14 protein-coding genes are annotated in these 13,829 nt (G+C 30.5%); all 14 read left to right on the top strand.

Annotation, left to right across the window (positions count from 1 at the left end; all coding sequences use genetic code 11):
- The first annotated feature begins 8 nt into the window (after positions 1-8).
- The 14 genes from QPK35_RS04100 to recD2 all read left to right on the top strand — a co-directional run bounded on the left by QPK35_RS04100 (position 9) and on the right by recD2 (position 13,824).
- Entirely contained in the window at positions 9-446 is a 438-nt protein-coding gene (locus QPK35_RS04100) for a cell division protein SepF (RefSeq protein WP_290034206.1), read from the top strand.
- A gap of 13 nt (positions 447-459) precedes the next feature.
- Positions 460-720, top strand: a complete 261-nt coding sequence (locus QPK35_RS04095) for a YggT family protein (RefSeq protein WP_290034204.1) — start codon at positions 460-462, stop codon at positions 718-720.
- Positions 721-724: 4 nt separating this feature from the next.
- Positions 725-1,507 carry a YlmH family RNA-binding protein gene (locus tag QPK35_RS04090; protein ID WP_290034203.1) on the top strand — a complete coding sequence of 261 codons (783 nt, stop codon included), beginning with the start codon at positions 725-727 and terminating at the stop codon, positions 1,505-1,507.
- A 73-nt stretch (positions 1,508-1,580) separates the two neighbouring features.
- Positions 1,581-2,336, top strand: a complete 756-nt coding sequence (locus QPK35_RS04085; RefSeq protein ID WP_290034202.1) for a DivIVA domain-containing protein — start codon at positions 1,581-1,583, stop codon at positions 2,334-2,336.
- Positions 2,337-2,586: 250 nt separating this feature from the next.
- The gene (gene ileS, locus QPK35_RS04080; protein WP_290034201.1) at positions 2,587-5,382 is read left to right on the top strand and encodes an isoleucine--tRNA ligase; all 2,796 of its coding nucleotides are present in this window, start codon (positions 2,587-2,589) and stop codon (positions 5,380-5,382) included.
- Between the two features lie 129 nt (positions 5,383-5,511).
- Positions 5,512-6,054 carry an NUDIX hydrolase gene (locus tag QPK35_RS04075; RefSeq protein WP_290034199.1) on the top strand — a complete coding sequence of 181 codons (543 nt, stop codon included), beginning with the start codon at positions 5,512-5,514 and terminating at the stop codon, positions 6,052-6,054.
- Positions 6,055-6,057: 3 nt separating this feature from the next.
- A complete protein-coding gene (locus QPK35_RS04070) occupies positions 6,058-6,447 on the top strand; it encodes a hypothetical protein (RefSeq protein ID WP_290034198.1) in 390 nt (129 codons plus the stop codon).
- Positions 6,448-6,460: 13 nt separating this feature from the next.
- A complete protein-coding gene (locus tag QPK35_RS04065) occupies positions 6,461-7,153 on the top strand; it encodes a 5'-methylthioadenosine/adenosylhomocysteine nucleosidase (RefSeq protein ID WP_290034197.1) in 693 nt (230 codons plus the stop codon).
- Between the two features lie 5 nt (positions 7,154-7,158).
- Positions 7,159-8,310 (top strand): cysteine desulfurase family protein, encoded by a 1,152-nt coding sequence (locus tag QPK35_RS04060; RefSeq protein WP_290034196.1) that lies wholly within the window; start codon positions 7,159-7,161, stop codon positions 8,308-8,310.
- Positions 8,311-8,332: 22 nt separating this feature from the next.
- Positions 8,333-8,674 (top strand): DUF1831 domain-containing protein, encoded by a 342-nt coding sequence (locus QPK35_RS04055; RefSeq protein ID WP_290034195.1) that lies wholly within the window; start codon positions 8,333-8,335, stop codon positions 8,672-8,674.
- A 138-nt stretch (positions 8,675-8,812) separates the two neighbouring features.
- Positions 8,813-9,940 (top strand): tRNA 2-thiouridine(34) synthase MnmA, encoded by a 1,128-nt coding sequence (gene mnmA / locus QPK35_RS04050; protein WP_290034194.1) that lies wholly within the window; start codon positions 8,813-8,815, stop codon positions 9,938-9,940.
- A gap of 98 nt (positions 9,941-10,038) precedes the next feature.
- Positions 10,039-10,695, top strand: a complete 657-nt coding sequence (locus QPK35_RS04045) for a histidine phosphatase family protein (RefSeq protein ID WP_290034193.1) — start codon at positions 10,039-10,041, stop codon at positions 10,693-10,695.
- 11 nt (positions 10,696-10,706) lie between these two features.
- On the top strand, positions 10,707-11,396 hold the full coding sequence (locus tag QPK35_RS04040; RefSeq protein ID WP_290034192.1) for a tetratricopeptide repeat protein: 690 nt from the start codon (positions 10,707-10,709) through the stop codon (positions 11,394-11,396).
- Positions 11,389-13,824 (top strand): SF1B family DNA helicase RecD2, encoded by a 2,436-nt coding sequence (gene recD2, locus QPK35_RS04035; RefSeq protein ID WP_290034191.1) that lies wholly within the window; start codon positions 11,389-11,391, stop codon positions 13,822-13,824. The genes QPK35_RS04040 and recD2 overlap by 8 nt, the downstream gene beginning before the upstream one ends.
- The last annotated feature ends 5 nt before the right edge of the window (positions 13,825-13,829 follow it).

Here is a 13,829-nt window from a genome sequence, read left to right as displayed (position 1 = left end):
CTTGACAAATGTCACTAGGCGAAAGAATTAATCGCTTTTTTGAAGGATATGATGCTGATGAAGAAAAAGTTAATGATCAACAAACATCAAAAACTACATCAATTAAAGCGAAAGATGAATTTGCAAGAGATAATTCAAGGGGCAATAAAGTTATGTCAATTGTAAGTAGAAATGAACATTCTGAAAAGAAAATCATGCTTTTTGAGCCTCGAGTATTTTCTGATGTAAAACAAATTTCAACTAGATTACTCGACGGTCAGGCTGCAATTGTTAATTTTCAACGTATGGATAATGAACAAATCCATCGAGTAGTGGATTTCTTGTCGGGTGTTGTTTTTGCAACAGATGGTGATATTAAACGTCTTGGAGAAGAAATTTTCTTATGTACACCTGCTGATTATTCTGTTGAAGGAATGTTGACTGAAACAAATTTTCAAGATTTATAATAGGAGTTAATGATTGATTAGTAATATAATTATTGGGTTATTTAACCTGTATACATTAGCAATTGTTGTATATTGTTTAATGTCTTGGTTTCCGGGAGCTCTTCAAACTAAATTTGGTTATTTTTTAGCACGAATAGTAAATCCGTTTTTAGACATTTTTCATTTTATCCCACCAATTTTTAATATTGATTTTTCACCAATTATTGCATTATTTGCATTACAATTTGTTGAACAGGGATTATTATTTTTAATTAGATTATTATTTGGGATATGATAATATGAATGAAAATGTTTATCAGCATTTCAAAAGCGATGAACATGATGTGATTGATAAACTTGAAAGTCAAATTACAAAAGCACAAATTGATTATCAACCAGTATTAACTGATTTTTTGAATCCTAGAGAAATATATATAGCTCAAAGTTTGTTGGGAAAAGATGAACCAGTAAAAATGTCTTCTTTTGGTGGTTACCAAGATGCCGATCTAAAAAGAGTTTTATTTTATCCAGACTACTTTAAATGTGAGAAAGAAGATTTCGAACTTGCTTTACTAGAGATTAAGTATCCAAAAAAGTTTGCGACACTACATCATGGACAAATTTTAGGATCTATTATGGGTTCTGGAATTAAACGAAATGTAGTTGGAGACATCATTACTGATGGTAGTAATTGGCAAATTATAGTAGAGCATAAAATTTGTAGTTTTTTACAGGAACAAGTAAATCAAATTGGAAAAATAAATGTTCATTTAGAACCAATTAATTTAAATGCAATGTTAACTCCTCTTTGTTCTTGGGAGGAACAGAATATCTTAGTTTCATCATTAAGAATAGATAATTTAATTGCTAATTGTTATAGAATTTCTCGAATGCGTGCAAAAGAATTGATTAATAATAATAAAGTCCAAGTAAATTGGGGAAGTATAGATCACCCTGATTACTTAGTAAATAAATATGATATAATTTCTGTGCGAGGTTTTGGTAGAATTCGTTTAAACAATGTTTTGGGTGAAACGAGAAAACAAAAATTAAAAGTTTGTGTTTCAATAATTAAAAAATAAGTGTAAATTTAATATTTTTTGAGTCCAAACTTTTATTAAATGTTAAAATGTATTATTAGTGGAGGTGATGGGGATGGCTTTGACCCCCTTAGATATTAATAACAAAGAATTTCACGTTAAATTTCATGGTTATGACCAAGATGAAGTTAATGAATTTTTAGATCAAATTATCAAAGACTATGAAAGCTTATTAAAAGAAAACGATTCTTTACGTGATAGCTTAGAACAAAATAAAGAAAAATTGAAATATTTCAATGATTTAAAAGATTCATTGAACCAATCAATTATTGTTGCTCAAGAAGCTGCTGATAAAGTAAAGGCAAATTCTCAACGCGAAGCTGAAATTATTAATCGTGAAGCACAAAAACAAGGTCAAGACATTATTGATCAAGCTAATGCTAAATCACGTAATATCATTGATGAAGCATCTAAAAAAGCTAAAAAATTAGCTATTGAAACTGATGATTTAAGAAAACAAGCACGCATCTTCCGTCAAAAACTTCAAGTTATGATGGAATCTCAACTTGAAGTTGTTAAGGGTAGTGAATGGGATTCTATCTTAAAACAAGGTAAAACAAGTAGTTATGAAGAAATTCAAGATGCTATTCGTCAAGATGAAACTCTAGATAAAGAAAACGCTCGTGAAATTAATCCTATTGAAAATGAAGAAGAATTTAATTTCCAACCTGTTCAACCAGAAGCAGAAGTTTCTCCAGCATCTGATGATCAAGCTGAAACAGTTGTCGTTTTCCCAGATAATGACAATTCAAACAATGATGATAAAAAAGTAAATGGTCAACATTTTGCAAATGATGATCAATTAGACTAATATTAAGAACGCGATTTTTTTACATAACTTAAGCGAGTCAGTGATTGGTGTAAGACTGATAGTTCCCTGTAACTAAATTATCATCTTAATTAAACGATTTTGAATATTTAAAGTAGGAATTGTCGGTTCATTACCGTTATCAATGGCTAAAGTAGATATTTTATATCTTAAATTTGGGTGGTACCACGAAAATCTCGTCCCTTGCGGAGACGAGATTTTTTTATTATTAGAAAGTAGAAAGGATAAGATTATGCGAATTAAGAAAACATTAAATATGGGAAGAACTAAATTCCCAATGCGCGGTAATCTTCCTGTAAAAGAAGTAGAACGTCAAAAAGTATGGGAAGAAAATAAAGTTTATGAAAAACGTCAAAAATTAAATGAAGGTAAGCCATCATTTGTACTTCATGATGGACCTCCATATGCAAATGGAAATATTCATATGGGACATGCGATGAATAAAATTTCAAAAGATTTTATTGTTCGTTCTAAATCTATGATGGGATTTCGTGCTCCATTTGTACCTGGATGGGATACTCATGGGTTGCCAATTGAACAACAATTGAAAAAAGAAGGCGTTGATCGTAAAACTTTATCAGTTGCTGAATTTCGTGAAAAATGCCGTGAATATGCATTAAAGCAAGTTAATAAGCAACGTGAAGATTTCAAGCGTTTAGGAATTTCTGCTGAATGGGATAATCCTTACTTAACATTGAATCCAGAATTTGAAGCACAAGAAATTCGTGTCTTTGGTAAAATGGTTGAAAAGGGATTAATTTATAAAGGTCGTAAACCAGTTTATTGGTCATGGTCAAGTGAATCTGCTTTAGCTGAAGCAGAAGTTGAATATCATGATGTGACTTCTCCATCTGCTTTTTATGGCGAAAAGGTTATTGATGGAAATGGTGTTCTTGATAATGATACATACATGGTAGTTTGGACTACTACACCATGGACAATTCCAGGATCAGAAGGAATTACAATTTCTGCTAATTTTGAATATTCTGTTGTACAGCATGATGATGATCCACGTAAATTTGTTATTGCTTCTGAATTATTAAATCAAGATGCTGAATTATTTGGTTGGTCAGATGTAAAAACTTTAAAGACTGTTAAAGGATCTGAATTAGAAAATATTAAAGCTCAACATCCATTTGATGAAAATCGTGAATTAGTAGTTATGCTTGGTGACTTTGTTACTTTAGATGCTGGTACTGGATTAGTTCATACAGCACCTGGTTTCGGGGAAGATGACTATAAAGTTGGATTAAAATATGGGCTAGATGTATTTGCTCCAGTTGATGCTAAGGGTTATTTAACTAAAGAAGCTGGTGAAGATTTTGAAGGTGTATTCTATGAAGATGCAAATCAAATTTCTTTAGATAAATTAAAAGCTTCAAATGCATTAATTAAGCAAATGGATTATGAACACAGCTATCCATTTGATTGGCGTACAAAGAAACCAATCATTTTCCGTGCAACACCACAATGGTTTGCTTCAGTTGATAAAATTAGAACTGATATTTTAAATGCTATTGATGATGTTGAATTTATGCCTGAATGGGGACAAAAACGTCTTCACAATATGATTCGAGATCGTGGAGACTGGGTAATTTCAAGACAGCGTGTTTGGGGTGTGCCACTACCAATTTTCTATGGTGAAGATGATGAAGCAATTATGACTCCTGAAACAATTGAACATGTTGCTAAATTAATTGAAAAACATGGTTCAAACATTTGGTTTGAAAAAGATGCTAAAGATTTACTTCCAGAAGGCTTTACTAGTGAACATTCACCAAATGGTAAATTCAGAAAAGAAACAGATATCATGGATGTTTGGTTTGATTCTGGATCATCACATCAAGGAGTATTAGCAACACGTGATTATTTAACTTATCCATCTGATTTGGTTCTTGAAGGATCAGATCAATATCGTGGATGGTTTAACTCTAGTTTGATTACTAGTGTTGCAGTTGATAATCAAGCTCCATATAAACATGTTATTTCTCAAGGTTTTACTCTTGATGGCAAGGGTCATAAAATGAGTAAATCACTTGGAAATGTAATTGTACCAAATGATGTAATTAAACAAATGGGTGCAGAAATTATTCGTCTATGGGTACTTAGTGCTGATACCTCAGCTGATGTACGTGTTTCAATGGGTAGTTTCCAACAAATGTCAGAAAGTTATCGGAAGATCCGTAATACATTAAGATTCTTATTATCAAATGTAACTGACTTTGATCCAAAACAAAATACAGTACCATTTGATGAATTAGAATCGATTGATCAATATATGGAAATTAAGGCAAATCAATTCACAAAAGAAATCTTGGATGATTATGCTAAATATAACTTTAATGATATTTATAAGAAAGTTATTAAGTTTATTACAACTGATCTTTCAGCATTTTACTTAGATATTGCTAAGGATGTAATTTATATTGAAGAAGCAGATGGTCATAAACGTCGTTCAATGCAAACTGTTTTATATGATATTGTTGTTCGTTTAGCTAAGTTACTCACACCAGTAATTCCTCATACAACAGAAGAAGTATGGGAATATCTACATGAAGATGAGGAATTTGCTCAATTATCTGAAATGCCAGCTGTAAATTATTATGATGGTCAAAATGCAATTTTAGAAAACTGGGAACGCTTCATGAAAGTACGTTCAAATGTATACAAATCATTAGAAATTGCACGTGATAATAAATTAATTGGAAAATCATTTGAAGCACACGTTAAGCTATATGTTACTGATGGTGTTCATGCAGAATTAAGTAATTTGAATGCTGATATAAGACAAGCAATGATTGTTTCAAAATTAGATATTTTACCTATTTCAGAAGCTGATGAATCTGCTGATGATTATGACGAAGTTAAAGTTAAAATCGAAAAAGCAGAAGGTGAAGTATGTCCTCGTTGTCGGATGATTAAGACAGATATTGGCGAAGATAATGATTTCCCAATGTTATGTGCACACTGTGCAGAAATTATTAGACATGATTATCCTGAAGCAATTGAAGAAGGATTAGAAGAATAAAGTTAAAATAAAGGACTATAACCATGTTATAGTCCTTTATTTTTAATTATTTGAGGTTTAATTAGTCTATATTTTTTTTTAATTGTCTGCTATCATTATCATTAAAGCAACAATATCGAGGATGATAATATGAAATTTAAAGAAGAAGTTTTATCAACTAGAACAATTTTTGATGGAAAAGTTGTGCATTTGACAGAAGAAGAGGTTAAATTGCCTAATGGCAAAAAAGCAAGTAGAGAGATTATTCATCATCAGGGAGCAGTTGGTATAATTGCGATTACACCAGACAATAAATTGGTTTTAATTAGACAATGGCGAGCACCATTAGGTCAAGTTACTTTGGAAATTCCTGCCGGTAAAATCGAACAGGATGAACAAGACGATCCATTACTAACTGCAAAACGTGAATTAAATGAAGAAACTCGATTTGAAGCAGATCAATTTGAATTACTTACTAAATTTTATACATCTCCAGGTTTTGCTGATGAGATGATGTATTTGTATCATGCAGTTGGGCTTAAAGAAGTAAAAAAAGAATTACCACAAGATGATGATGAATTTTTAGAGTTAGTAGAATTATCAGCAGCAGAAGTACAAGAAGCAATTAATAATGGTGAAATTTGTGATGCTAAAACATTAATGGCTATTATGTTTTGGCAAATGATGGAGTAATATATGAAAGAAGAAAACGAAAATCGTCATTTTTATGATCAAGATGATTTTAATTCAGATCAACCATTACGACGGAGTAAAACTCCCAAATTTGCAGATGACGAAGAAAAACCGTTAAGACGATCACAGGCACAAGATGATGATATTTCTAACTTGTGGAAAAAAATTGGAAAAAAATCTAAAGATGATTTTGAATCTGAAAATGATTTAGATGAAAATAATAATGAAGAAAACGAAGAAAATTTATCTCGTGTAGATCAAATAAAACGACAAAAAATTAAAGACACAGAACGTAAAACAAAAGCATTAAGTAGAAAATTAAATGCTGTAATATTTATACTAATTGGTTTAATTATTTTGACGTATTTGATAATGAGGTTTGTTAATTTTTAGGAGGTATATTAACTTGAAATATGGAATCATATGCGCAATGGAAGAAGAAATCAAAGAATTACTAAATCACTTAAATAATGAAAAAGAACAATCAATTGGTGATATGAAATATTATGAAGGCAATATTTCAGGTAATGAGGTAGTATTAGTACAGTCAGGAATTGGTAAAGTTCAAGCTGGTATTAATGCAGCATTTTTGATAAATAATTTTGATGTTGATTTTGTAATTAATTCAGGATCAGCTGGTGGTATCGGTGATGGCTTGCATGTTGGTGATGTAGTATTATCCACAGGAACAGCATACCATGATGCTGAAGCAACTGCATTTGGTTATAAAAAAGGTCAATTGCCTGGCCAACCTCAAATCTTTCCTGCGGATAAAGACTTATTAGCTAGAGTACGTGAAGCTGCAATTAAGAGCGATTTGAGTGTAAAAGAAGGTTTAATAGTAACTGGTGATCAATTTATTGATTCAAAAGCTAAAATTAAAAAAATTAAGGAAATTTATCCTGATGCATTATGCTGTGAAATGGAAGGTGCAGCTGTAGGACAAGTAGCGCATGATTTTTCTGTACCATATTTAGTTATTAGGGCGATGTCAGATGTTGGTGATGAAGAAGCTAGCCAATCATTTGATGAATTTATTATTGAAGCAGGGAAACGTTCTGCAAAAATGATATTAACATTATTATCAAAAGAGGCGTAATTATAATGGATAGAATATATTTAGATAATGCGGCAACGACTCCTATGTTAAAAGATGTAGTAGATACTATTTCTGACGCAATGAGCAATACATTTGGAAATGCTTCTGCAGTTAATTCATATGGGAGAGAAGCTCGTGCAGTATTAGATATGAGTCGGCATACAATCGCTGAATCTATAAATGCAAAATTAGATAGTGAGATTATTTTTACAAGTGGTGGTACTGAAAGTGATAATACTGCGATTATACAGACTGCAAATAAACGCAAAAATATCGGTCGTCATTTGATAACAACTTCAATAGAACATGAAGCAGTACTAAAACCAATGCAGTATTTGGAAAGTCAGGGTTTTGAAGTAACATATTTACCTGTAGATGAAAATGGATTAATTAACTTAGATGATTTAAAACGAGAATTACGTGACGATACAATTCTTGTTTCTATAATGACAGGGAATAATGAAGTTGGAAGTAAAATGCCAATTCATGAAATCGGTGAAATTGTTTCAGAATCAAATGCTTGGTTCCATACTGATGCAGTTCAAGCATATGGATTATTAGATATTGATGTTCAAAGAGATCACATTGATTTGCTTTCTACTTCAGCTCATAAGTTAAATGGCCCTAAGTTTTTGGGATTTTTATATGAACGAGATGGTTTAAAATTGCCATCATATATAAGAGGTGGAGACCAAGAGTTAATGAGACGTGCAGGAACAGAAAATATTCCTGGAATTGCAGGTTTTGCTAAAGCGGTAGAAATAGATAATAAAGAGGAAAAAATTAAAAGAACAAATCGTTATTATAAATTTAAAGAGCAAATTGTTGCAGGATTAAAAGCAAATAATATTGATTTTGAAATAAATGGTAAAATGAATGATGGTGAGTTACCTCATGTATTAAATATTTGGTTTAAGGGAGTTCCTAATGATGTCTTGATTACCAATTTGGATTTAAGCGGAATTTCAGTTGCGGCAGGATCTGCATGTACGGCAGGATCACTTGAACCATCACATGTTTTAAAAGCAATGTATGGAGAAAATTCTGAACGTACTAAAGAATCAATTAGATTTAGTTTTGGTGTGGAAAATACTGCAGATGAAATTGACAGAACAATTGATATATTGGTAAAAATCATTAATCGTCTTAAACATTAATTTTAAAAGGAGAAGTTACTACATGGCATATTCAGATACAGCTCAACTTATGGGTGATAAACAAAAGTATTCATTATCATCAGAAATAAAAAAATATTCATTACGTGATGTGGGATTTGTTGAATCTAAAAATGGAAAATTTCAATTTGAGCAATCTTTAGATCCTTCATCTCCATATAATCAAGGATTTAAATTTAAGATGGTTGTTGAAGCTGATTTAAAAAAATTTAAAATGGTTACAACAACTGCAAATGGTATTCGTGAAGTGAATATTTTTACAGGAAAAGATAAGGAAACACATATCGAACAATTAAATTACATTTTAAATAACTTAATTGAACGTAAAATTATTGCTAAAATTTAAATCCCTTATTTTTTGTAAGGAAATCTATGAAGTCCTCTTGCAATAGGGGACTTTTCGTGTATATAATGATAGTTACTGAATAAAAACGACCTTCAAATCGTTAATGATTCAGAATCTAAATGAAATGATGGTGAGTTTATGGAAAATAATAAAAATACTCGTGTTGTTGTTGGAATGAGTGGTGGAGTTGATTCTTCCGTTTGTGCTTACTTATTAAAACAACAAGGTTATGACGTTATTGGTGTATTTATGAAAAACTGGGATGAAAAGAATGACAGTGGCGTTTGTACAGTGACAGAAGATTACGAAGATGTTGCAAAAGTAGCTGCAGAAATTGGAATACCATATTATTCAGTTAATTTTGAAAAAGAATACTGGGATCGAGTATTTGAATACTTTTTAAAAGAATATAAAGCAGGAAGAACTCCTAATCCCGATGTTATGTGTAATAGTGAAATTAAATTTAAAGCATTTGTGGATTATGCAATGAAATTAGATGCTGATTATATTGCTATGGGACATTATGCACAAGTTTCTCGTGATGATAATGGAATAATTCATTTATTACGTGGTGCAGATCCTAATAAAGACCAAACATATTTTTTAAGTCAGTTAACACAAAAACATTTGGAAAAAGCAATGTTCCCAATTGGTGGAATGCAAAAATCTGAAGTACGTGAAATTGCTGAAAAAGCAGGATTAGCAACTGCAAAGAAGAAAGATTCTACAGGTGTATGTTTTATTGGTGAACGTAATTTTAGTAAGTTTTTAAGTGAATTCTTACCTGCACAACCTGGTATAATGAAAACTTTTGAAGGTGAAGTAAAAGGAAAACATTATGGTTTAATGAATTATACTATTGGTCAACGTCGAGGTTTAGGTATTGGCGGTGATGGTAAGAGTAATGAGCCATGGTTTGTTGTTGGTAAAGACATTAAAACTAATACTTTATATGTAGGGCAAGGATACCATAATGAACATCTTTATGCGACTAGCTTAGATGCATCAAAGATTAATTTTATTGCTCCAATTGAAAAACGTGGGAATGATTTTCATTGTACTGCTAAATTCCGTTATCGCCAAAAAGATTCTGGCGTAACTGTTCATTTAAATGATGACCATACTAAAATGGAAGTTGAATTCGATGATCCTGTACGTGCAATTACGCCAGGACAAGAAGTAGTATTATATGATGGTGAAGAATGTATTGGTAGTGGAACAATTGATCATGCATATCAAAATGGTAAACTATTACAATATGTTTAATTTATTAAAGGTCATGGCAAATTGTCATGACCTTTTTAATTAATCATAAAATTTTTAATGATATAATAAACATAACAATTAGTTAAAGGAACCTCAAAATGACAAAATTTTATTTTATTAGACATGGAAAAACTGAATGGAATTTAGAAGGTAGATACCAAGGATCTAGAGGGGACTCACCTCTATTACCTGAAAGTTATAAAGAAATCAAAGAATTAGCAGATTATTTAAAAAATATTCAATTTGAAAAAATATATTGTAGCCCATTGAAGCGAACAATGACAACAGCACAAGAAATTAAGAAGTATTTAAATCAACCAACTTTGAAAATAGAAGTTGATCCAGCCTTCATGGAATTTAATTTAGGTAAGATGGAAAAAATGAAATTTACTGATGCTGAAGCAAAATATCCAGAAGAAGTATACAATTTTAGACACCATCCTGATTTATATGATCCTTCAAAAATAGAAGGCGAATCATATCCGGAACTTTTTGCACGAATGACACCTAAAATCCAAAAAATTTATGAGAGATATCCTGAAAGTAATATTTTGGTGGTGAGTCATGGAGCTGCCCTTGGAGCTGAAATTCGCCATTTAATGGGAATTCCATTAGCACATATTCGTGATAAGGGCGGATTAGCTAACACAAGTACAACAATTTTAAAAACAAACGATGGTAAAAAATTTGATTGCCTTGAATGGAATAAGACAGATTATTTAAAAAGAAAACTAGATGTTACAGACATTATATAAGGATTTGACATATGCATAAAAGTAAGAATATTAGAAAAGAACGGCAAAAAAAAGCCGAAAAATTAACACATAAGTTAGTTAAAGAAATTGATGAAAATCCATATGAATTATCTAATTATTATGAGTTGGGGACAATTTTAACTGAAATGCAGAGTTTTCCTCAAGCAGAAGAACTTTTTAAAAAAGCATTAACAATTTTTCATGAAAAAGATCAACAAAGTAAAATTAATTACGGTTTAGGAAATGTTTACTATTGCGCAGGTTTATATCCTGAAGCAATTGATGCATTTCAAAAAGTTACCGATAAAGAATTAAGTGGAAATGCATACTTAATGATAGGTCAGGCATTTTATGCACAAAATCAATATCAACAAGCAATGGCATTTGCATTAACAGCTAGTGAACAATTAAAAAATGATATAGAGCCAGTTAAGTTATTGGGAGATTGTTTTTTTGCATTAGGAGATCTTAATCAAGCAAAAGAATATTATTTAAAAGCATTATCAATGAATGAAAATGATGTACATACAAATTTTCAACTTGGTATTATTGGTTTTGTAAAGGAAAGTCAGGAAGTAGGGAATCTGTATTTCAAAAAAGTCAAACAACTAGATCCCAATTATTATAAAAAAATGTATTCAAGATTGAATGATATTGAAAAAGCAATTGAGTCAAAGGATATAAATAGTAAAAATGAATGATGATCAAAGTCAAAATAAAGAACAATATGTAATTGGAAGAGTAAAAAGTATCTTCTTTCAAAATCCAGATAATTTTTATAAAGTATTACTTGTAAGTATTGATGAAGATAATTTTAATTGGAAAGAACATACAATTACTGTTGTTGGTAATTTTGCAAATATTGATGAAGACAATCAATATAAATTTATTGGACATTTAGTGGAACATCCTCGTTATGGTATGCAATTAAGTGCTCAAAATTATGAAATTCAATTACCAAATACAACAGAAGGATTAATAAATTATTTTTCTGGTGAAAAATTTCCAGGAATTGGGAAAAAATCAGCTAAACAAATTATAAAAATTTTAGGTGATAATGCACTTCAATTATTGATACAAGATCCTGAAAGAGCTGAGCATTTAGGATTAAGTAAACGTCAATGCAAAGTACTAACAAAAGGGATTAAAGAAAATAATCAAGCAGATACAATTATAATTACGTTAAATAATTATGGCTTTTCAAGTAATTTAAGTGCAAAAATATATGCTAAATATCATGAAAAAGCACTTTCTGTTATTAATGAGAATCCATATAAATTATCTATTGATATTGATGGAATAGGTTTTGTAAAGGCAGATCAAATTGCACAAGAAATTGGAATAGCAGATGATTCAAGTATTCGTATTAATGGAGCGATTTTCCAAGTATTAAATGATATTTGCTATGAATCTGGAAATACATATGCTACTTTTCGACAAGTAATTGAACATACAATTAAATTGCTTGAAAAGGGAAGAAAAACTGAAATTGATCCAGAAAAAGTTGCAGATCAAATTATAGAATTAGAAAAGCAATATAAAATTATTATTGATAATCGTCATGTATATTTACGTAGAATATATAATCAAGAACATTCAATTGCTAATAAAATATATGCGATTGAAGAAAATCAAAATGAAAAAGACTATAAACAAAGTCGGCTTGAAAAATTATTACAGAAAGTTGAAAATTCGCTAGGAATAGAATTTGACAATATACAAAAAAATGCAATTTTTAAAGCTATTAATTCAAGAATTTTTCTATTAACAGGAGGACCTGGAACTGGTAAAACCACTATTATTAATGGGATTGTAGGCCTATTTGCTGAATTAAATGATATAGATTTAGTTAAATTAAAACAGCAAAAGGATAACAATGATATGCCCATTTTATTAGCAGCGCCAACAGGAAGGGCTGCTAAAAGAATGACAGAAGCTACAGGATTATCAGCTAGAACTATTCATCGTATGTTAGGAATAAATGGGCATGATGAAGAATTATCTGAATCAAGAGTAGATGAGTTATCTGGAAAATTACTAATTATTGATGAAACTTCAATGGTTGATACAGAATTGATGAATATTCTTTTAGGAACAGTTCCATATAATATGCAGTTGATTTTTGTAGGTGATAAAGACCAACTTCCTTCTGTTGGGCCAGGGCAAGTTTTTGCAGACTTATTAGAAAGTAATCAAATTGCAAAAGTAGAACTTACAAAAATTTATAGACAATCAGAAGATTCATCAATTGTTGAATTATCTCATAGCATTCAAGAGGGAAAGTTACCATCGAATTTCACAAAGCAATTTCCAGATCGTTCTTTTATTCCATGTCATTCATTCCAAGTTAAATCAGTTTTAAAACAAATAGTAAATGCTTGGATAAAGAAAGGATACTCTGCTGATGATCTTCAAGTGTTAGCTCCGATGTATAAAGGAGAAGCTGGAATTGATCAATTAAATATGCAACTTCAGGAGATAATTAATCCACCTAAAACTGGGCGAAAAGAGATTCAAATAAATCAACAAATATTTCGAATTGGTGATCGAGTATTACAATTAGTAAATGATCCTGAAAAAAATATTTTTAATGGAGATATTGGAAAAGTCATTGGGATTGATTTAAAAAATCCAAAGAAAAAAATTAAAGCGGATAGAATTATTGTTAGCTTTGATGGAAATGAAGTTTCATATGAACGAAAAAATTGGAATCAACTAACATTAGCATATTGTATGTCTATTCACAAATCACAAGGTGGGGAATTTACATTTGTAATATTACCAATGGTACGACAATTTTCTAGAATGTTTGCTAGAAATCTGTTATATACAGCAATTAGTAGAGCAAAGAAAAAATTAGTTATGTTGGGTGAGGAAGATGCTTTTGCTGAAAGTGCGTCAATAGTATCTTCAAATAGGCAAACTGGTTTAAAAGAAATGTTGTTAAGTATTTTTGATTTGGATCACAAAGTTCAGCAAAAAGATGAAGAATCAGATTCAAATAATGAGAATGATGGAATTAAAGATAAAAAAGAAATGATACTAACAAATTCTTTAATTAATGAGAGTAAGATTGATCCTTTGATTGGGATGCATGATATTAAACCTATGGATTTTATGGATAAATAAAAACA

Origin of the sequence: Ligilactobacillus cholophilus (assembly GCF_030389495.1) — a bacterium.
GTDB classification, from domain to species: Bacteria; Bacillota; Bacilli; order Lactobacillales; family Lactobacillaceae; genus Ligilactobacillus; species Ligilactobacillus cholophilus.
This window is presented reverse-complemented; position numbering and strand designations above follow the sequence as displayed.

Bases quoted from the DNA above. Each gene is read 5' to 3' on its own strand.
- QPK35_RS04100 (WP_290034206.1), top strand. From the start codon at position 9: ATGTCACTAGGCGAAAGAATTAATCGCTTTTTTGAAGGATATGATGCT.
- QPK35_RS04090 (WP_290034203.1), top strand. From the start codon at position 725: ATGAATGAAAATGTTTATCAGCATTTCAAAAGCGATGAACATGATGTG.
- QPK35_RS04085 (WP_290034202.1), top strand. From the start codon at position 1,581: ATGGCTTTGACCCCCTTAGATATTAATAACAAAGAATTTCACGTTAAA.
- ileS (WP_290034201.1), top strand. From the start codon at position 2,587: ATGCGAATTAAGAAAACATTAAATATGGGAAGAACTAAATTCCCAATG.
- QPK35_RS04075 (WP_290034199.1), top strand. From the start codon at position 5,512: ATGAAATTTAAAGAAGAAGTTTTATCAACTAGAACAATTTTTGATGGA.
- QPK35_RS04070 (WP_290034198.1), top strand. From the start codon at position 6,058: ATGAAAGAAGAAAACGAAAATCGTCATTTTTATGATCAAGATGATTTT.
- QPK35_RS04060 (WP_290034196.1), top strand. From the start codon at position 7,159: ATGGATAGAATATATTTAGATAATGCGGCAACGACTCCTATGTTAAAA.
- QPK35_RS04055 (WP_290034195.1), top strand. From the start codon at position 8,333: ATGGCATATTCAGATACAGCTCAACTTATGGGTGATAAACAAAAGTAT.
- mnmA (WP_290034194.1), top strand. From the start codon at position 8,813: ATGGAAAATAATAAAAATACTCGTGTTGTTGTTGGAATGAGTGGTGGA.
- QPK35_RS04045 (WP_290034193.1), top strand. From the start codon at position 10,039: ATGACAAAATTTTATTTTATTAGACATGGAAAAACTGAATGGAATTTA.
- QPK35_RS04040 (WP_290034192.1), top strand. From the start codon at position 10,707: ATGCATAAAAGTAAGAATATTAGAAAAGAACGGCAAAAAAAAGCCGAA.
- recD2 (WP_290034191.1), top strand. From the start codon at position 11,389: ATGAATGATGATCAAAGTCAAAATAAAGAACAATATGTAATTGGAAGA.